The organism is Oscillospiraceae bacterium, assembly GCA_015068645.1.
In the GTDB taxonomy this organism is placed as follows: domain Bacteria; phylum Bacillota; class Clostridia; order UMGS1840; family UMGS1840; genus SIG452.
This window is the reverse complement of record SVKD01000003.1, coordinates 42,171-57,532: the sequence shown is the minus strand read 5'-3', so window position 1 is coordinate 57,532 and position 15,362 is coordinate 42,171. Positions and strand designations below refer to the sequence as shown.

Sequence of the window (15,362 nt, the reverse complement as noted above, 5' to 3'; positions counted from 1 at the left end):
TGCAATAATATATTAGTAAAGAGCGAAGACAGAGTTTTTGATACCAAAAAACTCTGTCTTTGGCATCATCGGAGAGGAGGCTTTTTGTAAAATGCCCGACATTTTAGAACTCTTAAAAGTTATTTTTATCGGCATTGTGCAGGGAATTACCGAGTGGTTGCCCGTTTCTTCCACAGGCCACATGATTTTAACCGATACTTTTATCAAATTGAATGTTTCCAAAGAATTTTGGGATATGTTTTTGGTAGTGATTCAGTTTGGTTCCATTTTAGCTGTGTTGCTATTGTATTTTCATAAACTCAATCCTTTTAGCCCCAAGAAAACCAAAGAAGAACGAAAAGACACTTTAAATCTTTGGGGAAAAGTTATCGTTGGGGTTCTCCCTGCGGCGGTCATCGGACTGCTGCTGGATGATTGGCTGTCTGAAACTGTATTTGTGGGCGATGTGGCTACCATTGTAATTGCTGTTGCGTTGATTTTTTACGGTATTCTTTTCATTTGGATGGAAAACCGTAATAAAAACAGAGTCCCCAAGGTGCAGGAATTAGGAGATTTAACTTATAAAACTGCCTTTTTGATTGGCTGTTTCCAACTTTTGTCCTTAATTCCGGGTACTTCCCGTTCGGGCTCCACCATTTTGGGTGCAGTTCTTATTGGTACTTCCCGTTATGTGGCAGCGGAATATTCCTTCTTTTTAGCAATTCCTGTCATGTGCGGTGCAAGTCTTTTGAAAAGCGTTAAATTTTTCCTGAAAACTTCGCTTACAGCACCCGAACTTGTAATTTTAGGCACAGGTGTTTTGGTTGCCTTTTTGGTATCGGTATTTGCTATTAAATTCTTAATGGGATATATCAAGAAACACGATTTCAAGGCCTTCGGTTACTATAGAATCGTGCTTGGTTTATTGGTTGCCCTGTATTTTATTATTTGGTAATACATAAAAAATGCTCGAAATTTTCGGGCATTTTTTATTTTGAGCACAGGTTCAAAAACCGTTGAAAAAAGCGGGTTTTCAACGATTTCCACAAAAATTCCACGGAATTTTTTTTTGAAAATAAAAACTGTAAATGTTTTGTAATTGTATTGTAACAAAGTTTGTGCTATAATATGGTTACGATGATAGAGTACTATCGGCTGTTTGTTTGTAAGTGTTACCGACAAGAAAGGAGGAGCGCGAAATATGAGAACGCGAATTTTGAGTTTTATATTAGTGCTTGTTTTTCTGTTTAGCTTAAGCTCGTTTGCTGCGCCCGCCTCGATATATTCAGGGGACTACGGTAGCGCAGGTTATATCACAATTACTAATCCGAATAAGAGCTATTCTACTACCTATAATAAGTCTGTTACCATTTCAGGATATGCCAAAGCAGGTGCCAGAGTTTATGTTTACCTGTTTAACGGTTCTGAATACAGACCCTATTATCAGAACGGTAGTGCACTTTCCACTTCGGTAGGTGCATCCGGTATCTTTGCAATTCCTGTGAATTTATCTGCCGGACGGAATCGTTTCTTGTTGCGTGCAGAGCATGGCGGAAAATATCAGAATGCCACATTCGAAGTGAATGTGTTAAGTTCTTCTATGCTTAACATGATTGGCCGTCTGCAATCTTTAACTTCCGGTTGGAAATAATTGATGCAGAATGTTCCTTTTCAAATCTTATGGGAGTCAACTCCCCCAAAATAAGGAGTGATTCTTTATGAAAAAGGAATTTATGAAAACAGTAGTCTTAACTTGCTTGGTGATTTCATCCCTAGTTTTGTCTGCTCATATTTGGCATGAAAAAGAATTATGGTCGTTAGACTATAATTCTTTTGTGCATTCTTTGCAAAATTTTTTCACCAAAGACACCCCGCAAGAACCTTCGGAAGACTATGATGTGAAATATTGGAGTCAGGTTACTCCTGAGTTTATTTCCTTTACTTACGGATCTCAGAGAATGATCAGTTATCCTGCTTCTCCCCAATTTCCCCAGAACTATCAGATTGCATCAGATATTCTGCTTTCCCTGGAGAAAAACGGAAATCTTGCCACCATTACCGAAGAAGAATACTTAAATGCATATAAAACCAACAGTATGATGCTAAAATATTCCAATCGGGTCAACTTGCAGGAGCTTCTGGGAAAAGACGACACATTTTTTGATGATGTACCCAATCCCATATCTTCCACCTTTGTCATCGGGATTGATGTGGCACAAGCCACTTATCTGACCTTTATGGATGATTCTTCCGGACATGCCTATCAGCTTCCCGTGAAATTTTCTGCCAATACCAAAAAGGTGGAAGATCAGATTAGTGTTACCGGTCAAAATGCATCCTATGCTTATGAACTGAATTTTGACACAGACACGGATAACTCCGGTCGTATTTTGTTTGAACGGTTTGTTCCGATTCTTTTGGAGGCCACGCAGGTGCAGAAGTTAGAAGTGGAACCTGTAATGTATTCTTCTTCTTATGACAGTGTGTTTAAATCCTTTCATATTGTAAAAAATTCGGCACGTTCCTATCGGGATAAAGATGGCGCCATTCATTTTATCGAAAACCGTTCTACCTTGAAAATCCGTGAAGACGGTGCCTTTCGTTTTGAAACCGGTGACATAGAGGCAGGTATTCAGGTGAGTGCATCTATGCAACAGGAAGCACTTACTGAATTTGTAAATGTGCTGTATCGCAATATCGTGCCGGAAAGCGATGGTTATCTGGCGGTGTTTTCTCATTCGGAGCAGGGCAATCGTCATACTTATGAATTTATGTATCACACTCCCAACGGCTTCTTATATCAAAAGGACCAGCCTGCAGTGCGGGTAGTTTGTGAAGACGGTGTAATTGTGGAATACGAGCAGATTGTTTTAAATGTGAAATTAAGTGACCAGATTCTGGCTACTACCGGTGTAATTGAGGCATATGATTTTTTGTATAATCAGCCTGATATTGCCGGTAAAACGAATCAGCGTATTCAAAGTATGTTTCCGTGTAATATGATGGAAAATGGGCAGATATCGGTTGGATGGTTCTGTCAGTTTTCTGATGGTACTGTTTCCTGTTTTGCATTGTAATCGGTAACAGATTTTCTGTTAATTAGAAAGAAGGGAGGGAACTGTATGTTATGGTATCGTGCAAAAACCATATTGATTTTAGTGTTTTTCTTAATCAATCTATTTTTGTTGAACTTTTTATTGGCGGAGAGTCATCGGGATAACAGCCAGTTAATCGGAGATTTAACAGCAGTGCTCTCCAAAAATGAAATTCACCTTCAGGTTGACAGCCTTCCCCGGGTGGAAAATGAATTGAAGGTTCCGGAATTGGCACCATTGGTGATGGATGAAAATTTGGCAAAGAAGCTGATAAAGTCTCCCGTTGCAAATGAAAACGGATATACCGATGAAGCGGGGGAATGTCGGTTGGAATCGGAAAACGGCGTCTTTTTCTTTCGGGATGAAACTCCCGATTTAGGTTCGTTCCGTGGCGTTTCCGTAAAGAATGCGGCCACCAAAATTGCTCCATACTTAGAGAAATTGGGCGTTTTGGAATATGTGTATGCCGTTGATGCGTTTCAGATTGAAGACGACATTCTGGTGGAATATGCATATCGAATTGGAAACTACAAATTATTTGATTCTCATTTCTCAGTAACAGTGACCAAAGACGGATTCAAGCAAATCAAAGGATTTTTGGGAACTCCTGATCAAGAAAACGGTTTTTCTTATCAGCTTTCTCAGCTGGAAACCGTGTTGCTTTCCTTGGCACAAAATAATTTAAAGGGAATTGAAATTACCAATATTGAGGTGGGATATTATTTAATCAACTATCAGGATGCAATGGTTTCCCAGGCGATTCCCGCGTATCGTCTCCGTACCTCTTTGGGAGAATATATTTTGGATGCCAGAGACGGTGTTGAGTATACACAAAGAGTGCTTTCCGGAAATTTAAAGGAGGGAGATTATGAAGAAGTTTCTGCTGATTGATGCCAACAGTATCTTAAATCGTGCGTATTATGCGATCCGTCCTTTGACCAATAAGGATGGCTTAAATACCAATGGAATTTTCGGTTTTTTGAATATTTTATTAAAAGAATTAGAGGAAGAAAAACCTGATCTGATCGCTTGTTGCTTTGACGTATCCCGTGTGACCTTCAGAACAGCGATGTACGGCGATTATAAGGGGACCCGAAAAGAAACACCGCCCGAATTAAAAGAGCAGTTTGCGCCTTTAAAAGAGCTGTTATCGGCAATGAATATTCCTGTTTTGGAAAAAGAAAATTACGAAGCTGACGATATCATCGGAACCCTCTCCCGTGTGTGTTCAGAGAACCAGACGGAGTGCCTTATTTTAACAGGGGATAAAGACGATTTGCAGCTGGTGGATGAGTATGTGAATGTAAAACTTATCATCACCCGTATGGGAAAAACCGAGACCACAAGGATGGATATTGCGGCAGTTGCCGAAAAATACGAAGGATTAGAACCCAAAGATTTAATTGAATTAAAGGCGATTATGGGGGATAAATCCGATAATATTCCCGGTGTTGCAGGCATTGGGGAAGTGGGTGGTTTGAAGCTCATTTCGGAATATAAAACCTTAGAAAATATCTATGAAAATATTGATTCGGTGAAAGAAAGTCTCAAAAAGAAACTCTTAGCCGACAAAGAAAATGCCTTTTTATCCCGTGATTTGGGCAGAATTTTTCGGGAAGTACCCGTGGATACTGATATGGAGCACTATCAGGTGAAATCGTATAACTTCCCCGAATTACAAAAAGTTTTGGAAAACTTAAACTTTTTAAGCTTTGTAAACCGTTTGATCGGGGATGCCAAATCAGAACCCGAGGAAGATATTTTGCTACTGGGTGCTGATGAGTTTTTCCGAAAGAAAACGTCAGATACCATATACTATCTGATTGATGATGGTAACTTTCTTGTGGGTGACGGAGAAAACGTGTATCAGATTCCCACGGATGATACAAGATTTTTGGAAATTCTTAAGAGCGAAAATATTAAAAAAATTACCGCAGGAGTGAAAGCACAGCTTCATAGCGGGCTGGTCATTTCTGAACCTTATGCAGACGTACTGTTGACTGCCTATGTGTGTGACCCTCGTTTTAATGACGGCGATTTCTCTAAAATCTACCGCAATTTTACGGATGTTCATTCCGATTCTTTGGTTTCGTTTGCAAAACATTTGCCCACCCTTTACGGGAAACTGTCCGAAGAAGTGCTTGCAAAAGACCTGTTCTATATTGACGATATGGAGCATCATTTAATCGGTGTGTTGTATGGTATGGAAACCGAGGGCGTAAAAATTGATGAAGAGCATTTAAACGGGCTTTCCGCCTTTTTGTCCCAAACAACCGAAGAGTTGGCCAAAAAAATCTATGAACAGGCAGGAGAAGTTTTTAATATTCTCTCTCCCAAGCAATTAGGAACCATTTTATTTGAAAAACTGGAGCTTCCTGTGGTGAAGAAAACCAAATCAGGGTATTCTACCAATGCGGAAGTGCTGGAGAAATTAAGCGGAATGCATCCCATTATTGATTTGGTGAAAGAATACCGTCAGGTGACCAAATTAAATTCCACCTATGTGGAGGGATTCCGTTCTGCCATGGATGAAAATGGAATTCTTCGCACCACCTATCAGCAGACATTAACTCAGACAGGAAGACTTTCTTCCACCGAACCCAATTTACAAAACATTCCCATTCGTACCGAAGAGGGAAGAAAAATCCGTCAGGTGATTCTGCCGAAAAACGATTTGTTTATTTCTGCTGACTATTCTCAGATTGAACTGCGGGTGCTTGCGCATATTTCTGGGGACGAAAACTTAATTGCAGCATTTATGGAGGGGGAAGATGTTCATACTTCCACTGCAAAACGTATCTTTGCCACCGAAGAAGTAACCGCCGAACACCGCCGTGCCGCAAAAGCGGTTAATTTCGGTTTGATTTACGGAAAAGGTGCTTTCTCTTTGGCAAAAGATTTAGGTATCAGCCGTTATGAAGCCCAGGAATATATTAAGCGATATTTGGGTCAGTATCCCAAAGTGGAAACTTATATGGCAAAGGTGATTGAAGATGCTACCCGCAACGGTTACACTAAAACCTTATATCACCGGATTCGATATTTCCCTGAACTCAATGGCAGTAACCATATGATGAGAGAAGCCGGGAAACGTGCGGCGTTAAACAGCCCCATTCAAGGCACTGCTGCCGATATTATTAAATTGGCGATGCTGCGTGTGGCAGAGGCGTTAAAACCCTACAAGAGCAAACTCTCTTTGCAGATTCACGACGAATTGGTGATTGATTGCGTGAAGGAAGAAGAAGAAACTGTAAAACAGTTATTGCGCGATTGTATGGAAAATGCAGTCAGCTTAGCGGTTCCCTTGACCGTTTCCATTTCCTCGGGCAAAAACTTAGACGATTGTAAATAAAAAAAACGGTATCTTTTGATACCGTTTTTTTTGTGAATACAACAAGGTTCCGGGGCACCCGACCGCAATCTTTGATTGCGTCATCGGGTCGGGTTCTTATTTTCTATCTTTTCTTTTTGGACCAGAGAGCATCTATTTTTTTTGCGTAATTTTGGATTTCGTTTTCAAATTTATTATCGCAAGGGAAATAGTAGCTTTTGTCCATAATTTCATCGGGCAAATACTGTTGGGCTACATAGTGATTGGGGTAATTATGGGGATATTGATACCCCTGGGCGTGTCCCAGCTTTTTCGCACCGGCATAATGACCGTCTTTTAAATGGGCGGGAATGTCCCCCGTGTGGGAATGTTCCACATCGGATAATGCCGCATCAATACTCATAATTACGGAGTTGGATTTGGGAGCCGTTGCCAGTAAAATAACCGCTTGTGCCAAAGGAAGACGTGCTTCCGGGAATCCTAACTGGAATGCCGCATCCACGCAGGATTTCACAATGGAAACCGCCTGAGGATAGGCAAGACCGATGTCTTCGGACGCCATTACCTGAATTCTTCTGCAAATGGAAATCAGGTCACCGCCTGCGATGAGTCTTGCCAAGTAGTGAAGAGCTGCATCAGGATCGCTTCCACGGATGGATTTCTGCAAGGCAGAGAGCACATCGTAGTGACTGTCGCCATCTTTATCGTAACGAAATGCTTTTTTGGAGGTGGTACGTTCCACATCTTCTAAGGTAACCGCTATGGTACCGTCTTTGTCCATTTTTGCAATCATGGAACACATTTCCACGGTGTTTAAAGCTTTTCTGCAATCACCGCCCGAAGTGGTGGCAATATGAGAGATGGCATCCTCTGAAAAAGTGATTGCCATATCTTCCTGCAGAATGGAAACTGCACGAATTACTGCTCCTTTGATATCCTCATCAGACAGCTCTTTAAATTCGAACACGGTGCATCGGGATAAGAGGGCATTATAAATATAAAAATAGGGATTCTCGGTGGTGGAGGCGATTAAGGTGATGTCTCCTTTTTCCACATATTCCAATAAGGATTGCTGTTGCTTCTTATTGAAATTCTGAATTTCGTCTAAGTATAAGACCACGCCGTTTTGGGCTTCAAAACCGTCTAAATCTGCAATAATGGATTTAATATCGGCAACTGAGGCGTTGGTGGCGTTTAATTTATACAGTTTTTTATTGATGTTTTTTGCAATCAGATTGGCAACCGTGGTTTTTCCTGTGCCGGAAGGTCCGTAAAAAATCATATTGGGCAGGCTCATTCCCGCTTGCTTGGAGCGTTCCAACACAGCAAAAACAGGCATCCCCTCGGAGAGGAGATGCCTTTGTCCGACAACGTCGGTGAGTGTTTGGGGTCGTAATCTGTCTGCTAACGGCTTATTCATACAGTTTGTATTTTGCAACTAAATCTGCAACGCCTTTTTGCACCATCATTTTATTGCCTTCAAAGTCTTTTAAGGTTAAAGCAATTAAGTGTGCGATGGTTTTCATATCTTCCACGCCCATACCTCTAGTGGTCACTGCTGCAGTACCAATACGGATACCGCTGGTGATGAAGGGAGACTGGGGATCGTTAGGAATAGCGTTTTTGTTAACGGTGATACCCACTTCGTCTAAGTTGTGTTCTGCATCTTTCCCGGTAACATTTAATTTTCTTAAATCTAAGAGCATTAAGTGGTTATCGGTACCGCCGGAAACCAAGTCAATGCCCTCTTCTAAGAATGCATCTGCCATCGCTTTTGCATTCTCAATGATGCGTTTCTGATATTCTTTAAATTCGTGAGTTAAAGCTTCGCCGAAGGCTACCGCTTTGCCTGCGATAACATGCATTAAAGGACCACCCTGCAGGCCGGGGAAGATTGCTTTGTCAATTGCTTTGGCGTATTCTTCCTTACACATAATCATACCGCCGCGGGGACCTCTTAAGGTTTTGTGGGTAGTGGTGGTAACAAAATCTGCATAGGGAACCGGGCTGGGATGTAACCCTGCTGCAACTAAGCCTGCAATGTGAGCGATATCTACCATTAAGTATGCACCCACTTCGTCGGCGATTTCTCTGAATTTGGGAAAATCAATGATTCTGGGGTATGCGGATGCACCAGCCACAATCATTTTGGGTTTATGTTCCAATGCTAATTCTCTTACTTTATCGTAATCAATCGTGTGAGTATCATCATCAACACCGTAGGAAACGATATTAAAATATTTACCGGAGATGTTTACAGGGCTGCCGTGGCTTAAGTGACCGCCGTGTGCCAAGCTCATACCTAAGATGGTATCACCGGGTTCTAACATTGCAAAATATACTGCGGTGTTTGCATTGGCACCGGAATGAGGCTGCACGTTTGCATGGTCACAACCAAAGATTGCTTTTGCACGGTCTCTTGCGATATCTTCCACAATGTCTACACATTCACAACCGCCGTAGTAACGTCTGCCGGGATATCCTTCTGCATATTTATTGGTTAAGGGAGAGCCAACTGCCTGCAGTACTGCTTCGGAAACAAAGTTTTCGGAGGCAATCAGTTCAATTTTGGAGCGCTGTCTTTTTACTTCTCTTTCAATGGCATCTGCCACTTTGGAGTCTGTTTTTCTGATGATGTTGGTAAATTCCATAATTTGTGTCCTCTCTTCCTGATGATAGCATAATTTTTACTAATTATAGTATACAATAGAATCCGTTGTTTGACAAGTCTTTTTTCAAAAAAAGTTGTTCGCCATTTTATAAAAAAATCGCAAGAACATAAATTCATGCGATTTTTTTAAACTATTGGAATCCCGCCGAGCCGTTGCCCGAAGATAATATTAGAAACCTGCATGTGCAGGTGGGTGCTTACCCTCAGTCGCACGTTCCCCATACGGCCGAAAACGGCGGTGGGCCTACAATTGACGAGAGGAGATGGGCTCCCTTATAAAATGTGTTGGTTCTAATAAATACCCGGCTGACGCGAACGGCAGGATTTTTATTGTGAATACAACAAGGTTCCGGGGCACCCGACCGCAATCTTTGATTGCGTCATCGGGTCGGGTTCTTATTTTTGCATAACGTTTTTTTCAATGCGCAATACTAGTTTACCACAAACTTTGGATTTTTACAAGTAAAATTTATAAGATTTTAAACATTATCGAACTTCGTAGCTACCTTTTACCATAATAATGGTATTGGAAACAGCAACAAAACCCCTGCCGTCATCACGAGGAGCGATTAACAGATGGTTTAAGGGGATTCTGATACCCTGAGTTAAGTCCATACCTGCAGTAGTGTCTGCCAGACCACCCTGAGCGGAAGAGTTTACAACAGCCTCACCGGAACGGATAATGAATTCACAACCGGCACCTGCCACAAAGGTTTTACCACTGTCCACGGTTACTACGTTGAATACGGAGTTTTCTGCAATTTTCTTTTCTACCTTCGGCATAAAGATTTCGCTTAAATAGCTTAAGGAAATTACCGGGTCATCTCCTGATGCCAGAACGGATACGGTGAGCAGGATTGACAGAGCCGCAATTACGGCAATGATTTTTTTAAACTGTTTCATAGGGGATTCCTCTCTTTCTTTTGTTTGTGAGTTTGTTATAGAATGGTTCCTCCGCCTATCACGGTATCACCGTCATACAGCACAACGGCTTGCCCTTTGGTGATGGCTTTCTGAGGTTCCAAGAATTTAATTTCTATGGTATTTTCATCGATTTGTCTGGCGATTGCAGGTTGTTCTTTCTGATTGTATCGGATTTTAGCGAGAACCTGCAGTTCTCCTTCCATTTTATCAATGGATATCAGGTTGATATCGGTTGCCAGGAAAGTGGTTTGATAAAGTTGGTCAATGGGACCTAACATAACGGTGTTGGTGGCTAAATCCTTGGCAATCACATACATAGGGCAGGGGAAGGATAAGCCCAGTCCCTTTCGTTGACCGATAGTGTAATGAATAATGCCTTTATGTTTTCCCAGAATTTTTCCGTCTTTATCCACAAAATTTCCTTCGGGGAATGACACGCCCCGATAACGTTGGATAAATGCCGCATAGTCTCCGTCAGGCACGAAGCAGATGTCCTGACTTTCTTTTTTGTGAGCGTTTTTTAATTCTTTTTCCTCTGCTATTTCTCTGACCTTGGTTTTTTCTAAATTCCCCAGAGGGAATAGGGTGTGAGAAAGTTGATGCTGGGTCAGAGAATAAAGCACATAGCTTTGGTCTTTACTTTCATCCAAAGCTTTCTTTAAGAGATAGCGTCCCGATTTCTCATCGTATTCCACACGGGCATAGTGACCGGTGGCGATGCCGTCTAACCCTAAGGCAAGTGCTTCCTCCAGCATGGCATCAAATTTCATATAGCGGTTGCAGAGAATGCAGGGGTTTGGTGTTTCGGCCAGCTCATAGCTTTGGGAAAACCGCTCTATGACCTGCGTTTCAAAATTTCTTCTTTGGTCGCACATGTGCAAGGGGATTCCCAAACGGTGGGCAACTGCTCTGGCATCTTCAATATCTGAGGAGGAACCGCAAATTTTTTCATCTGCACAGCCACCGTGCAAAAGCATGGTAATTCCGGATACCTCGTAGCCTGCTTCTTGCAGGAGTACGGCACAAACGGAAGAATCCACACCGCCGCTCATTCCGACTCCGATTTTTTTCATGTGATTTGGTTCCATACAACTAATCCTTCCAAAAATTATTTCAGAAGTTTCTGCAATTCTTCCATAAACGTGTTGATATCACGAAACTGACGGTAAACCGAGGCAAAACGAACATAGGCAACTTCGTCCACCTCTTTTAATTTGTCCATCACCAGTTCCCCGATTCGTTCGCTTTCCACTTCTTGCATCAGCTCGTTATTTAGCGTGGTTTCTACTTCGGATACCAGTTTTTCCATCGTATCAATGGATACAGGACGTTTTTCGCAGGCATGCATAATTCCCCGAAGAAGTTTTTGCCGGTCAAACTGCTCACGATCTTTATTTTTTTTGATGACCACCAAGGGTGCCAGTTCCACTCTTTCGTAGGTGGAAAAACGTTTTTCGCAGGATAAACATTCCCGACGGCGTTTGATGGAATTGGTTTCCTCTAACCGTCTGGAATCTATTACTTTGCTCTCCCCGAATCCGCAGTACGGGCATTTCACAGGGGCACACCTCCTTTTTTGCTTTTCCATTATACTATACTTCATAGGAAAAAATCAAGCAAATTATGATAATTTCAAAAAAATGTAAAAATTCTCATAAAATTCCTGAAAAAATTATAAAAATTCAAAAAAACTCTAGCATTTTATAAAAAAGTGTGATATAATAGAATGAATTATCGTAGAATTCGCGGTGAATTTTTATAAATAACACAATTTGTGTGGCATAAAGAAAGGAATTGATACTATGATTACCAACGAAAAAGCATTGGAACTGTTAAAAGAAGCAGGCGTGTTACTGGAAGGCCATTTCTTACTGACTTCCGGACGTCATTCCAACAGATACTTGCAGTGTGCAAAAATCTTTAAAGATGCAAAACTTTCCGAACTGCTCTGCAAAGAACTGGCAGACCGTTTGGGCGAAAATAAACCTGACATCGTTTGCGGACCTGCAATCGGTGCAATCTTAATGTCTTACGAAGTGTCCCGTCATTTGAATGTTCCCAACATTTTTGCAGAAAGAGAAAACGGCGAAATGACCTTCCGCAGAAGCTTTGGTGTGGAAAAAGGTCAGAAAGTTTTAGTAGTGGAAGATGTTGTTACCACCGGCGGTTCCGTAAAAGAAGTAATCAAACTCATTCAGGAAGCAGGCGGTATCGTTTGCGGTGTTGGTTCCATCGTGGACAGAACCGGCGGACAGATTGATTTCGGCGTTCCTTACTATTCCGTTTTATCTATGGCTGTGGAATCCTTTGAACCCGAAAACTGCCCCATCTGTAAAGAAGGTAAACTGCCTCTGGTAAAACCCGGCAGCCGTAATTTAAAAGTTTAATTTTTGATTTTTAGGAGCTTTTCTATGAATATCTATAAATACAGTGAACTCACTCCCGAAAAAAAAGAGTTCATCTTAAAACGTGCTGAAATTGATATTACAGCCTATATGGATGTGGCGAAAGAAGTTTCTTGGGACGTGAAAGAAAACGGAGACAAAGCGGTATTAAAATATACCGAAAAATTTGATAAAATTGCTTTAACTTCTGAAACGATGAAAGTTTCAGTCGAAGAAATTGAGGAAGCATACAATCGTATTGATGCTACCTCCAAAGAAGCTATTACCTATGCATACAACAATATCAAAAATTTCCACGAAAAACAGAAACCCGAAGAAATGTGGATGACCGAGGTGGATAAAGGCATTATCGCCGGAGAAAAAACCACTCCCATTGAAAGCGTTTGCCTGTATGTGCCCGGTGGAAAAGGAAGTTTCCCTTCCGTGCTTTTGATGCTGGGTGTTCCTGCTGTGGTTGCAGGGGTGGAAAAAATCGTGGTGGTAACTCCTCCCAATAAAGAAGGAAAAGTGGACGATGCCATCTTAACTGCGGCAAAACTGTTAGGAATCACCGAAATTTTTAAAGTTGGCGGTATTCAGGCGATTGCAGCAGTTGCATTCGGTACCGAAACCATTCCGAAAACCAGAAAAGTAATCGGTCCCGGTAACGCTTTTGCCACCGCGGCAAAACGTGTGCTGGCAAACTACATTGATACCGGTCTGCCGGCAGGTCCCAGCGAATCCATCATTTTGTGTGATGATTCCACCGACCCCAAAAAAGCAGCGTTGGACTGGTTAATCGAAGCCGAACACGGTCCTGACTCTGCGGCACTGTTAGTATGTCACAACGAAGCATTTGTGCACGAAGTGTGTGCGTTGGCAACCGAATATATCAAAGAACTGCCGGAGCTGCGTCAGAACTTTATCAACACCAACTTATCCACCTACGGCGGTGCAATTATTACCGATAACTTTGAGCAGTCCGTTGCTTTTGTGAACGAATATGCTCCCGAACATATGGAAGTGCTTTGTGAAAAACCTTTTGACGTGCTTCCCCAAATCAAAAATGCAGGAGAAATCCTGTTAGGCGAATGGACTCCCGTTACCTTGTGTAACTTCTTAATGGGTCCCAACGCTATCTTACCCACCGGCGGTTTTGCAAAAACCTATTCTTCCGTTGGTGTGTTAGACTTTATGAAACGTTCTTCTTTCGGTTACGTAACCAAAGACGGCTTCATCTCCGTAAAAGACAAAGCCGGAAACTTTGCGGAGTTGGAGGGCTTTGCGGCACATGCAATGGCAGTAAGAAAGAGACCTCTCTAGCTAAACTTGAAAAATGGTGCATAATCCGTGAATCTCACCACTCGCCGTACACTCGGTACGGCTTCGGGCTTGTCAAGGCTTTTCCTTGATTCGATTTCCGAATTCTGCATCCATTTTTCTTCGTTTCGAATATTGGATAGAAAATGGCGCCAAACTTATTTCCATAAAAAAACAGTATGCAAAATGCATACTGTTTTTTGTTGTGTAATATTTTATTGAAAAAATTTGCTATTCGTGTTCAAGCACATCCATAACTGCTTTCCAGCCTTTTAATGCGGGGTTGTAGGGGTAGGAAGTGGGTTTAGGTGTATCATAACCGGACCATACTGCCGCCACATAGTTGGGAGTGTAGCCAACAAACCATCTGTCTTTATCACCGTCGGTAGAACCGGTTTTACCGCCTACTGTTACGCCGGAAATACGCGCTGCAGTACCGGTACCGTTTTCAACCACTGAAACTAACATTTGATGCATTGCTTGTGCAGTTTCCGGACTCATGGCAACTGTTGTTTCAGGTTCTGCTTTTACGATGGTGTTACCGTCTTGATCCTGAATTTCCAGTACAGCGGTAGGTTTGGTATAAATACCTTCATTAGCAAAGGTGGCATAGGCTGCGGTCATATCCATAACGTTGATACCTTCGATGATGCCGCCAAGTGCCAGAGCCGGGTTTTTATCATCTTCCACAATACTGTCGATATGGAATTTGTTGCGCAGGAAATTGTAGGATTCTTCGTAACCTAAGTCTTCAATAATCTGCACGGGAATGGTGTTAACGGATAATTCCACCGCTCTTTGCACGGACATTTTGCCGTAATAACCGCTGTAAGAGTTTCTAGGGGAATATCCGGATAATTGTTTATCTTCCACAACAGTACTCGGAGTGATTAAACCTGCTTCGATTGCCGGTGCATACACGGCAAGAGGGGATATACAGGAACCGGGTTGACGGGAGGTCTCCACGGCACGGTTTAAGGTGTACTTCCCTGCGCGTTTTCCAATACCGCCGCTAATACCTTTCACATAACCGGTCTCGGGATCCATTATCACAATAGCGCTTTGAGGATGTTCTTTATCCTCCGGCAGGTCGGAGACAAAGTTTTTAGGATCGGAATATACGGTGTCAATTGCATTTTGTACTTCGGGATCCACGGTGGAGATAATTCGGTATCCTTCGGTGAAGAGTTTTTCCTTGGCATCTTTTACGCTTAGTCCTTCTTGTTCTGCCAAAAGGGCAGCGGCATCTTTTTCAATGATTTCGGTGATGTAGGAAATATCGTTGATGTCGTTAAACAGGATGGGTTCTTCATTTTCGTTCAGATAGTAAATGGAAGAAGCTATCTTTGTCTGAGGACTGCTTGGTGTATTGGTTTTAGAGGTTGCGGTTTCTGTTTTCTGACGGCTTGTGCCTATTACAATTCCGAGAAACACAGCAAGCAGTGCTCCTAAAATACATAGCAGGACTATCAGAATTTTTTTCAGTTTGTTTGTTCTTGGTTTGTTATTCATCATGCTACCTCACAAAGATTGTTGATGCCGAAAAATGATTTGAAAAGTTAGTGGCATCTTATTTGGAAAATTTTTGTTTATCGGTTCTTATTGTGAATACAACAAGGTTCCGGGGCACCCGACCGCAATCTTTGATTGCGTCATCG

General features: G+C 42.0%; 13 protein-coding genes and 1 other RNA gene. 7 read left to right on the top strand and 7 right to left on the bottom strand.

Annotation, left to right across the window (positions count from 1 at the left end):
* Positions 1–100: 100 nt before the first annotated feature.
* The 5 genes from E7413_01890 (at position 101) to polA (ending at position 6,426) form a co-directional block, all read left to right on the top strand.
* Positions 101–934: an undecaprenyl-diphosphate phosphatase gene (locus E7413_01890; protein MBE7018621.1), complete on the top strand. Its 834-nt coding sequence runs from the start codon at positions 101–103 to the stop codon at positions 932–934.
* A 246-nt stretch (positions 935–1,180) separates the two neighbouring features.
* Complete coding sequence (locus E7413_01885; GenBank protein MBE7018620.1) at positions 1,181–1,630, top strand: hypothetical protein; 450 nt, start codon at positions 1,181–1,183, stop codon at positions 1,628–1,630.
* Between the two features lie 67 nt (positions 1,631–1,697).
* Positions 1,698–3,056 (top strand): hypothetical protein, encoded by a 1,359-nt coding sequence (locus E7413_01880; GenBank protein ID MBE7018619.1) that lies wholly within the window; start codon positions 1,698–1,700, stop codon positions 3,054–3,056.
* 45 nt (positions 3,057–3,101) lie between these two features.
* Positions 3,102–3,965 carry a hypothetical protein gene (locus tag E7413_01875; GenBank protein ID MBE7018618.1) on the top strand — a complete coding sequence of 288 codons (864 nt, stop codon included), beginning with the start codon at positions 3,102–3,104 and terminating at the stop codon, positions 3,963–3,965.
* Entirely contained in the window at positions 3,943–6,426 is a 2,484-nt protein-coding gene (polA, locus tag E7413_01870; protein ID MBE7018617.1) for a DNA polymerase I, read from the top strand. Before E7413_01875 ends, polA begins: the two co-directional genes overlap by 23 nt.
* Before the next feature lie 103 nt (positions 6,427–6,529).
* Here polA and E7413_01865 read toward each other — a convergent pair whose 3' ends face one another.
* The 6 genes from E7413_01865 to nrdR form a co-directional block, all read right to left on the bottom strand.
* A complete protein-coding gene (locus E7413_01865) occupies positions 6,530–7,825 on the bottom strand; it encodes a replication-associated recombination protein A (protein MBE7018616.1) in 1,296 nt (431 codons plus the stop codon).
* Positions 7,818–9,056 (bottom strand): serine hydroxymethyltransferase, encoded by a 1,239-nt coding sequence (locus E7413_01860; GenBank protein ID MBE7018615.1) that lies wholly within the window; start codon positions 9,054–9,056, stop codon positions 7,818–7,820. The genes E7413_01865 and E7413_01860 overlap by 8 nt, the downstream gene beginning before the upstream one ends.
* 155 nt (positions 9,057–9,211) lie before the next feature.
* Positions 9,212–9,404: non-coding RNA, 6S RNA (gene ssrS / locus E7413_01855), on the bottom strand.
* Between the two features lie 158 nt (positions 9,405–9,562).
* On the bottom strand, positions 9,563–9,979 hold the full coding sequence (locus tag E7413_01850) for a hypothetical protein (protein ID MBE7018614.1): 417 nt from the start codon (positions 9,977–9,979) through the stop codon (positions 9,563–9,565).
* Between the two features lie 35 nt (positions 9,980–10,014).
* The gene (mnmA, locus tag E7413_01845) at positions 10,015–11,073 is read right to left on the bottom strand and encodes a tRNA 2-thiouridine(34) synthase MnmA (GenBank protein ID MBE7018613.1); all 1,059 of its coding nucleotides are present in this window, start codon (positions 11,071–11,073) and stop codon (positions 10,015–10,017) included.
* A gap of 35 nt (positions 11,074–11,108) precedes the next feature.
* Complete coding sequence (gene nrdR, locus E7413_01840; protein MBE7018612.1) at positions 11,109–11,558, bottom strand: transcriptional repressor NrdR; 450 nt, start codon at positions 11,556–11,558, stop codon at positions 11,109–11,111.
* 244 nt (positions 11,559–11,802) lie between these two features.
* Between nrdR and E7413_01835 the strand changes: the two genes are divergently transcribed.
* Together E7413_01835 and hisD are read left to right on the top strand one after the other, a co-directional pair.
* A complete protein-coding gene (locus E7413_01835; GenBank protein MBE7018611.1) occupies positions 11,803–12,387 on the top strand; it encodes an orotate phosphoribosyltransferase in 585 nt (194 codons plus the stop codon).
* A 24-nt stretch (positions 12,388–12,411) separates the two neighbouring features.
* Entirely contained in the window at positions 12,412–13,707 is a 1,296-nt protein-coding gene (hisD, locus tag E7413_01830) for a histidinol dehydrogenase (protein ID MBE7018610.1), read from the top strand.
* A gap of 228 nt (positions 13,708–13,935) precedes the next feature.
* On the opposite strand, the gene E7413_01825 is transcribed toward hisD, so the two are convergent.
* Positions 13,936–15,219: a hypothetical protein gene (locus E7413_01825; protein ID MBE7018609.1), complete on the bottom strand. Its 1,284-nt coding sequence runs from the start codon at positions 15,217–15,219 to the stop codon at positions 13,936–13,938.
* Positions 15,220–15,362 lie beyond the last annotated feature (143 nt).